11 protein-coding genes are annotated in these 7,152 nt (G+C 64.1%); 4 read left to right on the forward strand and 7 right to left on the reverse strand.

Annotation, left to right across the window (positions count from 1 at the left end):
- Nucleotides 1–490: 490 nt before the first annotated feature.
- Nucleotides 491–787, reverse strand: coding sequence for a hypothetical protein (locus HY699_17720; GenBank protein MBI4517647.1), 297 nt, complete (start codon nucleotides 785–787; stop codon nucleotides 491–493).
- Nucleotides 774–1,058, reverse strand: coding sequence for a BrnT family toxin (locus HY699_17725; GenBank protein MBI4517648.1), 285 nt, complete (start codon nucleotides 1,056–1,058; stop codon nucleotides 774–776). The genes HY699_17720 and HY699_17725 overlap by 14 nt, the downstream gene beginning before the upstream one ends.
- Nucleotides 1,059–1,581: 523 nt before the next feature.
- Between HY699_17725 and HY699_17730 the strand changes: the two genes are divergently transcribed.
- Nucleotides 1,582–2,742, forward strand: coding sequence for an ATP-binding protein (locus HY699_17730; GenBank protein ID MBI4517649.1), 1,161 nt, complete (start codon nucleotides 1,582–1,584; stop codon nucleotides 2,740–2,742).
- Between the two features lie 262 nt (nucleotides 2,743–3,004).
- On the opposite strand, the gene HY699_17735 is transcribed toward HY699_17730, so the two are convergent.
- The 3 genes from HY699_17735 to HY699_17745 all read right to left on the reverse strand — a co-directional run bounded on the left by HY699_17735 (nucleotide 3,005) and on the right by HY699_17745 (nucleotide 4,467).
- Nucleotides 3,005–3,736 carry a hypothetical protein gene (locus HY699_17735; GenBank protein MBI4517650.1) on the reverse strand — a complete coding sequence of 244 codons (732 nt, stop codon included), beginning with the start codon at nucleotides 3,734–3,736 and terminating at the stop codon, nucleotides 3,005–3,007.
- A 192-nt stretch (nucleotides 3,737–3,928) separates the two neighbouring features.
- Nucleotides 3,929–4,231 carry a type II toxin-antitoxin system RelE/ParE family toxin gene (locus HY699_17740; GenBank protein MBI4517651.1) on the reverse strand — a complete coding sequence of 101 codons (303 nt, stop codon included), beginning with the start codon at nucleotides 4,229–4,231 and terminating at the stop codon, nucleotides 3,929–3,931.
- Complete coding sequence (locus HY699_17745) at nucleotides 4,228–4,467, reverse strand: addiction module protein (protein ID MBI4517652.1); 240 nt, start codon at nucleotides 4,465–4,467, stop codon at nucleotides 4,228–4,230. The genes HY699_17740 and HY699_17745 overlap by 4 nt, the downstream gene beginning before the upstream one ends.
- Here HY699_17745 and HY699_17750 point away from each other — a divergent pair.
- Complete coding sequence (locus HY699_17750) at nucleotides 4,459–4,920, forward strand: IS110 family transposase (GenBank protein MBI4517653.1); 462 nt, start codon at nucleotides 4,459–4,461, stop codon at nucleotides 4,918–4,920. The two genes, HY699_17745 and HY699_17750, sit on opposite strands and share 9 nt — an antisense overlap.
- Nucleotides 4,907–5,023, forward strand: a complete 117-nt coding sequence (locus HY699_17755; protein ID MBI4517654.1) for a DUF3604 domain-containing protein — start codon at nucleotides 4,907–4,909, stop codon at nucleotides 5,021–5,023. Before HY699_17750 ends, HY699_17755 begins: the two co-directional genes overlap by 14 nt.
- A gap of 3 nt (nucleotides 5,024–5,026) precedes the next feature.
- On the opposite strand, the gene HY699_17760 is transcribed toward HY699_17755, so the two are convergent.
- Nucleotides 5,027–5,536, reverse strand: coding sequence for a hypothetical protein (locus tag HY699_17760; GenBank protein ID MBI4517655.1), 510 nt, complete (start codon nucleotides 5,534–5,536; stop codon nucleotides 5,027–5,029).
- A 257-nt stretch (nucleotides 5,537–5,793) separates the two neighbouring features.
- Between HY699_17760 and HY699_17765 the strand changes: the two genes are divergently transcribed.
- Nucleotides 5,794–6,261, forward strand: a complete 468-nt coding sequence (locus HY699_17765; GenBank protein ID MBI4517656.1) for a hypothetical protein — start codon at nucleotides 5,794–5,796, stop codon at nucleotides 6,259–6,261.
- 223 nt (nucleotides 6,262–6,484) lie between these two features.
- Here HY699_17765 and HY699_17770 read toward each other — a convergent pair whose 3' ends face one another.
- Nucleotides 6,485–7,033, reverse strand: a complete 549-nt coding sequence (locus tag HY699_17770) for a transposase (protein ID MBI4517657.1) — start codon at nucleotides 7,031–7,033, stop codon at nucleotides 6,485–6,487.
- Nucleotides 7,034–7,152: the final 119 nt, after the last annotated feature.

Below are 7,152 nucleotides of genomic sequence, written 5' to 3' on the forward strand. Positions count from 1 at the left end.
CGCCAGCTCCGTTGCCGCCAGCCACAGCTCCGCCGGCATCGGCGAACGCTTCACCCGCGTCCAGCGCCACCGTTCTATCCGCCCTCGCAGCTCACTCAGTCGTGCCAGTCCCTGCGTTGCGCTGTTCTCCCTTGCCATTCGACAATCCTCCTCTCGTCGAGATGGCCGGGGAGGTTAGTCGAACGCGACGTCAGCGCGCATGCATGCTCACCGGAAGGACACGCTATACCAGCGGCGCTCCTTTCGATCTCGGAGATGACCACGCGCGCTATGAATTCCCCTCGGCCCCGTGCTGGATTGAGCCGCCCTCACGGCGGCGACTTGGGGCCGGCCGTGAAGTTCACGGCACACGGCCTGACGCCCCGCTATCCTCGGGGCTGCGCCATGGCCGAGATCACCGATCGCAGCGGCGTGGTGAGGGGTCGAGGGCAAGCAGGGAACCGTTAAGGCGCGATGGGTTAGGGTCGGAGGACGCCTTACGTCTCCTGCCTTACGCCGCACGGCGCTGCGGACGCCGCCGCCTCAACTCACTGGACAGGCGCTCGCGTAACCAAAGGTTCGCAACCGTTTCAGGCGAGAGGCCCCGAGTTTTCGACACGGCGCGCAGCTGTGCGGCAATATCCGGATCGACCGCCAGCAGGTGAATACGCCGTTGCAGCCGGAAATTCACCTTCGCTGGCTTGAGATACCCCTCGTAGTCCGCCAGGCTGTGGCCATCCCAAAAGTCCACTGCCGCCTCCAGGTTGGCGAAATCTTTCGGGAGTGGGTCCTTCTTACTTGCGGCCATACAAACGACGCTCCTTTCGATCCATGTCTCGCGCACTGATGATGAGCGCTCGATTACCTTTCTTCCTAATGAAGAGAATCGTCAAGTATCGCCCGGCCGTTGTCCGACCCAACGCAGCATAGAGATCTTCGCCCGCCACATGGCCAGGTTCGAGGCGTCTGACAAGCGGTGTCCGCAACAAGGCATCCTCCACCTCTTCGATCGACACACCGTGCTTGCGCTCAAGCTTTGCAACGATCTCGTCAAGCCACAGAATCTCTGAGATGACCACCTGAGATTTCCCCCGGCGCACTGTTGAATTCGGGAACCTTCGAATCGACGCGACACGTCGCCCAAGCCGCCCGCACGGCGGCGACTTGGGGCCGGCCGTGAAGTTCGCGGCACACGGACTGACACCCCGCTATCCTCGGGGCTGCGCCCTGGGCGCCACCAGCAGACGGGGGAACAGCGCTGACATGTCGCCGTCACTCTACGCCGCAAAATGACGCCGTGCTAGCGCTTTCAGCGCCGGGAAGCACTCGCCCTGCTTGGCGTCTCCGTCGGGGCCTCATAGCCGACGACCCAGCGCCCCTCAGTCACTTGCGCCGAGCCGCAGTCCAAACACGCTAACCCAAACGGGGTGGAGCCAATGTGCCTCGGCATCCCCCACCTCGCGTGCGATTCCAGTGGGGACCGAAGAAGGCGGCTTCCAATCCTGCCTCTGCCCTCGTGCACTGCCCTCTTCGCGATCAGTGCATGCCGTGGCTGCCGCTGCTGCATAGACCGCCGGCATTTTTACGGCTATTCTGCCGGCGATGTATCCACGTGAGCTGGCGCTGCCGCAGCGCTCGTTCTTTCTCTTCGGCCCGCGCGGGACCGGCAAGACCACCTGGCTGCGCTCGGTCTTGCCGAGCGCCCACTGGGTCGACCTGCTCGTCGATCGCGAGCTGATCCGGCTCATGCGCCAGCCCGGCCGCTTCACCCAGGAGGTCGAGGCGCTGCCGGCGGGCACCTGGGTGGTCGTCGACGAAGTGCAGAAGCTGCCGCCGATTCTCAACGAGGTGCAAGACCTCATCACCAGGCGCGGCCCGCGCTACCGCTTCGCGCTGACCGGGTCGAGCGCGCGCAAGCTCAAGCGCGGCCACGCCAACCTGCTGCCCGGCCGGCTCATTAACCGCAAGTTCTTCCCCTTGACTGCGGCCGAGATCGGGGATGACTTCAGCATCGACGGCGTCCTGCGCTTCGGCACCCTGCCGGCGGTGATCGCCGAAAGCGGCGGCGACGGTGCGCGCATTGACTTGCTGGAAGCTTACGCCGAGAACTATCTCACGCAAGAGATTCGCCAGGAAGCGGTGGTCAAACAACTGGACTCCTTCACCCGTTTCCTCGAAGTCGCGGCGGTGATGAACGCCGAGGTCGTCAACGTCGCCGGCATTGCACGAGACGCGGCGGTGGCACGTCCGACCGTGCAGGGCTACTTCGAGATTCTTACCGACACACTCATCGGCGCCTGGCTGCCGGCGTGGCGGCCGCGCGCAAAAGTGAAAGAGCTTCGTCACTCGAAGTTTTATTTCTTCGATGCCGGCGCGGTGCGGGCGCTGGCCGGGCGGCTACGCGAGCCGCTCGGCGCCGAGGAGCGGGGCCACTTGCTGGAAACCTACGTGTTGCACGAGCTGCGGGCGTACCTAAACCGTTCCGGCTGCGGCGGTCAACTCGCGTACTGGCGTACGCCTGCGGGCTCTGAAGTGGATTTCGTCTGGACCCGGGCCGACTCGGCCGTTGGCATCGAGGTGAAAGCCGCAACCCGTTGGCGCCAAGGCGACGGCGCGGCGCTCAAGCACCTGGCGGAGGAGAAACACCTCAAGCGCGCCTTCGGCGTTTACCTCGGCCGCGAGCCGCTACGCGATGGCGCGGCGCTCATCCTGCCGCTGCGCGAATTCCTCGACCGTCTCGCCGCTGGAGCGGTTATCGGCTGAAGCACTCGCCTTGCTCGGCGCCGTTGCGCCGTGGCGCGAGAAACCCCTCGATCCAGCGCCCTGCGGAATCGGAGCCGCGTCTCTTCAAACGACCGGGTTGAGCCGCTTGACTCGCAGCCTGCCGGCGCGACGCGCTCAACGCGGCCCCGCCACTGCTCAGGCGCTCAGGCAGGGCGCGAATGGCCGTGGCCATCACAAACGGGAAGATCCCCCGCCGAGGCACAGCGAGGCCCAGGCCGAGCGGGCGGCGCCCTCAACCGGCTTATGGCGTCGGCGTTGCCGTCGGCACCTCATAGCCAACCACCCAGCGCACGTCGGTCACCTGCGCCGAGCCGCAGTTCAAACACGCAAATCCAAACGGGGTGGAGCCAATGGCAGCGACATCCCACGCCTCCGCGCCGACGGGCTCACCCGGGTTGAAACCGTCGAAGATAAAGCAGTCCGCGTAGTTTGCGGTCAGAGCCCCGCCGATCTTGACGTCATCGTTGATCGCTCGCGCCACGGCGGAATAGCTCGTCCCCTTCGCCTTGATCCACATGAGCGTACCGTGGACGGGGTCCGTGATGCCCGTCTGCTCCCCCGCCGGGTGATCGAACGTGCAGGGGGTGCCGGACGCACTCAGTGTAGTGGCATCGCCGTCGCTCGGCGGGTCCTCGTCGACGCAGGTGTACAAGCCGTCATTGCTGCAGCTGTCGCTTGGCGTCTGCACACAGGAATATGTTGATGTCGGTTGCAGTGATTGCCAGCGCACGTTGCCGGGCCAGCTGGCGTCGTCGTGTACGTCCACGTCATCGAACGAGATATCTGCCGTCGTGCCCCACCCGTGCATGCTTCCAATGTACACGTAGTGAAACTCGCCATTGCCAGTACCCACACCCCAGCAATCTGCCGAATCGATGATGTTGCCGCCGGCGCTTAGGAGGTCCAAGTGCAGATCGACATCGGTCCCTTTGACGGCACGTAGCTGCAAGCCATAGGTGCTTCCGGCCTCCAATTGCGTAGCTATCGTCCCGCACGTAGCCGCTGCCCCAACTACTGTTTGCAGCTGCACCTCGCATCGTTTGATTGCGATTGAAGCGGTTGCAATTTTCCTGTCCATGTCAACAGCAACCGCGCACGTGAGCCGCCGGCCCGCTGGCGCTCGCGAGTTGCGACGGAGTTCATGCCGGTCCGCTCGACGCGCTTGTTAGCGGCGGTCCGCTCGCTCACGCCAGTAATCCGGACGCCGATGCTGGTGGGCGACCGCAACAAGATAAACGTACTCTTCCCAGACGCGATAGATGACGTTGTACGGAAACCCGGAAACGATCCGCTTGCGAAAGCCACCGGCAAGCGGCGTGCCTGCCTCAGGGCTGGCCGAAATACGCTCGGCGGCTTCCTCGACCGCAGCAAGAAAGCGGAGCCCAAGTCCCTCAAGGCGTGCCTGATAGAACTCCACGGACTCGCTGGCTTCCGCCCGAGCATCCGGGTGGAATATGGCCTCCTTCACGAGCGCAGCTTTGCACGCAGTTGCGCGAAGACTTCTCGAGCCGGTATCCCCTGAACGACGCCGTCCCGCAGCTCCTGGAAGCGTCGCTCCGCCTCGACAAGCCAGAGCTTCTCGATCTCCTCCGGTGACTCCACGCTCTCCTCGAGGCTTGCTAGTAGATCCACCGCGAGCCGTGCACGATCCTCGGGTGGTAAGCGGAGAGCATCGTCCTCGATCTCAGCCAGCGAATGTGCCATCTCGTCCTCCACTCTGCTAACCACGGTAGCACGGCTGGCCTACGTGCCGCCAACTTCTACACACAGCAGCACCAATACTACTGCGGAGTCGATCTCCATGCACGCTCGATGTACGTCTGCATCCTCGATGCCGCGGGCACCGTCGTGGTGCACAAGGACCTGCCCGCCGAGCCCGACTCCTTCCTGCGCGTGATTGCGCCGTACCGCGATAACCTCGCCGTCGCCGTCGAGTGCATCTTTCGGCTCGGCCGACGCACCGCCAAGCAGCACGTCGCCAACGCCTTCTACCGCCTGCGCTCGGTCCCCGGCATCGGCAAGATCATCGCCCTGGTCATCCTCTACGAGATCCACGACATCACTCGCTTTCCGCGCGTGCAGGACTTCGCCTCCTACTGCCGCGATCAACGGAGAGCCCGAGCTGCCGCTGGAGCACTTACATGTGCGGCCGCCTGAAAGCCGAAGCGCGCCGGCCGGCGTGCACCGATCCGGCGTACCGAAGACGATTCAAGAGCGCGCCTGGACGTCGCCGATCTGGTACCAGCCGCGGCGCGGATAGCTCTCACCCGAGCAGGGTGCGCGCGTGGCGGCCGAGCAACCGCCGGCCGGCGACGATTATGGCGACCGACCCGGCAAGGCCGACCGTGAACGCGCACGAGTCCAGAATCACCCGGCGCGGGTGGAAAGCGTGGTACAGCGGAACCACCGCATAGGTCCACCACACCGAGATGCAAAAGAAGTGGTACAGGTAGATCGGGTAGGTCGCCTCGCTCAGCCAGCGAACGGCGGCGCGCCCGCGCCAGTCGAAGGCGAAGAGAAAGATGCCGAAGATGACGCCGTACCTGTGGAAGTACTCCATTGTGACCCAGGTATTGCTGCGCTTGTGCGGAAGCACCCACATCGCGGCGATCGACACCCCGATGGCGACTAGCAGCAGAACCAAGCCGCCCCGCCGGCGGAAGCGAGGCGTGAGCCGTCTGATTGCGGGCAGGTGCTGGGCCACAAACCAGCCAACCACGAACGGGGTGGAGCCAATAGCAGCGGCTTCTGTTGAAGCCAGACCGAGAGGCACGGGATCTCCGTGCATAGAGCGACGAACTCGTCGTCCTCGTCGGACCAAGACACGCGGTACCAGTAGTGTGGAATCATCTCGGGCTGGCACCGCCCGCTGTACGCGCCGGATTATGGTCTTCGGCCCGAGGTTGATGCCGGATGCTTGGGCGATCGCGCGTGCGGCCTGTTCCCGTCGCGCGGTTTGGGCGAAATTCTTTCTGCCTGCGGCGGGCGGTTCATTTGACGCCGGCCGGCATGCTCGCTAAAGGGGCGCCCATGACGGCTACAACGCGCTTGAACATTGGCGGTTTGCTTCTGCTGGCGCTGACGCTGGGCAACGGCTGCTCCAAGCCGACAGCGGGTACGCTGACGCTGGTGCCCTCAGGCATGAACATCACTGGCGGTGCCATGCGCAACAAGAACGGCAGCGTGGTTTTCTGGGGCAACGGCAAGCTGCAATCGAAGGTCTACCTGGAGAAGGGGCCGGTCACGATCACTATCCGGGCGGCCGGCAACGTGGTCGACGGCGCCGGGCCGGTGGTGACCGTGGATCTGGAAGCGCGCATCGTCGGCAAGCTAGCCGTCGCCGACAAGCAACAGAAGGAGTACGTCATTACCACCACCGCGCAGAACAGCGGCACGTCGATTCTTGGCATGTCCTTCGATAACCACGTCAAGAAGGAGACCGGACTGAAGGGGCGCTGGCTGGTGGTCGAAGCGGTCAGCATCAGCCAGGGCGGCTGAGTTCCTCGCGGGGGCGTCAGCCGATGAGCAGTCGTGAACGGGGGCCCAAGAGGCGTCGGCCCACCCAGACAACCGCCAGCGCCCCGAGAATAGTGATCACAAACGACCCGGCGTCCAGCGCCAACGTCGAAATCGACAACCGCTGCCGCAACCAACCCATCGCCAACACACGATACAGCGCGATGAAAAGGAAATGGTAGAGGTAGATGCACTAGTGTCCGGCTTATGCGCCATGTGCCACAAGGGCTTCCGCGCCGAGCGCCCTCGTGGGTCGTCGTTCGAGCAAGCATTGCTGCTCGGAATCGGCGGCAAACCACGTGAAACTCAACTGAACCGGCCGGTCCAGTTTGCGCTGCTCGGTCTTGCTGTCAAGCAGTGCCGCGAGTAGCGCCCGCAGCTCGACGCGGTCGAACAGATTCACCTCGATCCGCTTGGCGGTCTCGTACAGCGAGAGCGGCGAGCGGGTGGAGTACTTCAGGTAGGAGAGCAAGAGGTACGCGATCATCGCCACAAAGACCTGGCTCATGACGGCGTTCTCGCTCGTCCCGATGAAGGTCTTGATGCGCAAGTGCTGCTTGATCCACTTGAAGAACAACTCCACCTGCCAGCGGGCGCGGTAAATCTCCGCGACCGTCTTCGCACTCAGGCGGAAGTGATTGGTGAGGAAGAAGTACCGCTTGCCGGTGCCCGGATCGATGTAGCCGATGCGCCGCAACTCGACCGGGATGCTGTCCGCTTTACTGCCTTTGATTCGTGTCCTTCCGGTGAGCATGCATGCGCGCTGACGTCGCGTTCGACTAACCTCCCCGGCCATCTCGACGAGAGGAGGATGGTCGAATGGCAAGGGAGAGCAGCGGAACGCAGGGACTGGCACGACTGAGTGAGCTGCGA

This window comes from Deltaproteobacteria bacterium, assembly GCA_016210005.1.
Taxonomy (GTDB): Bacteria; Desulfobacterota; Binatia; order HRBIN30; family JACQVA1; genus JACQVA1.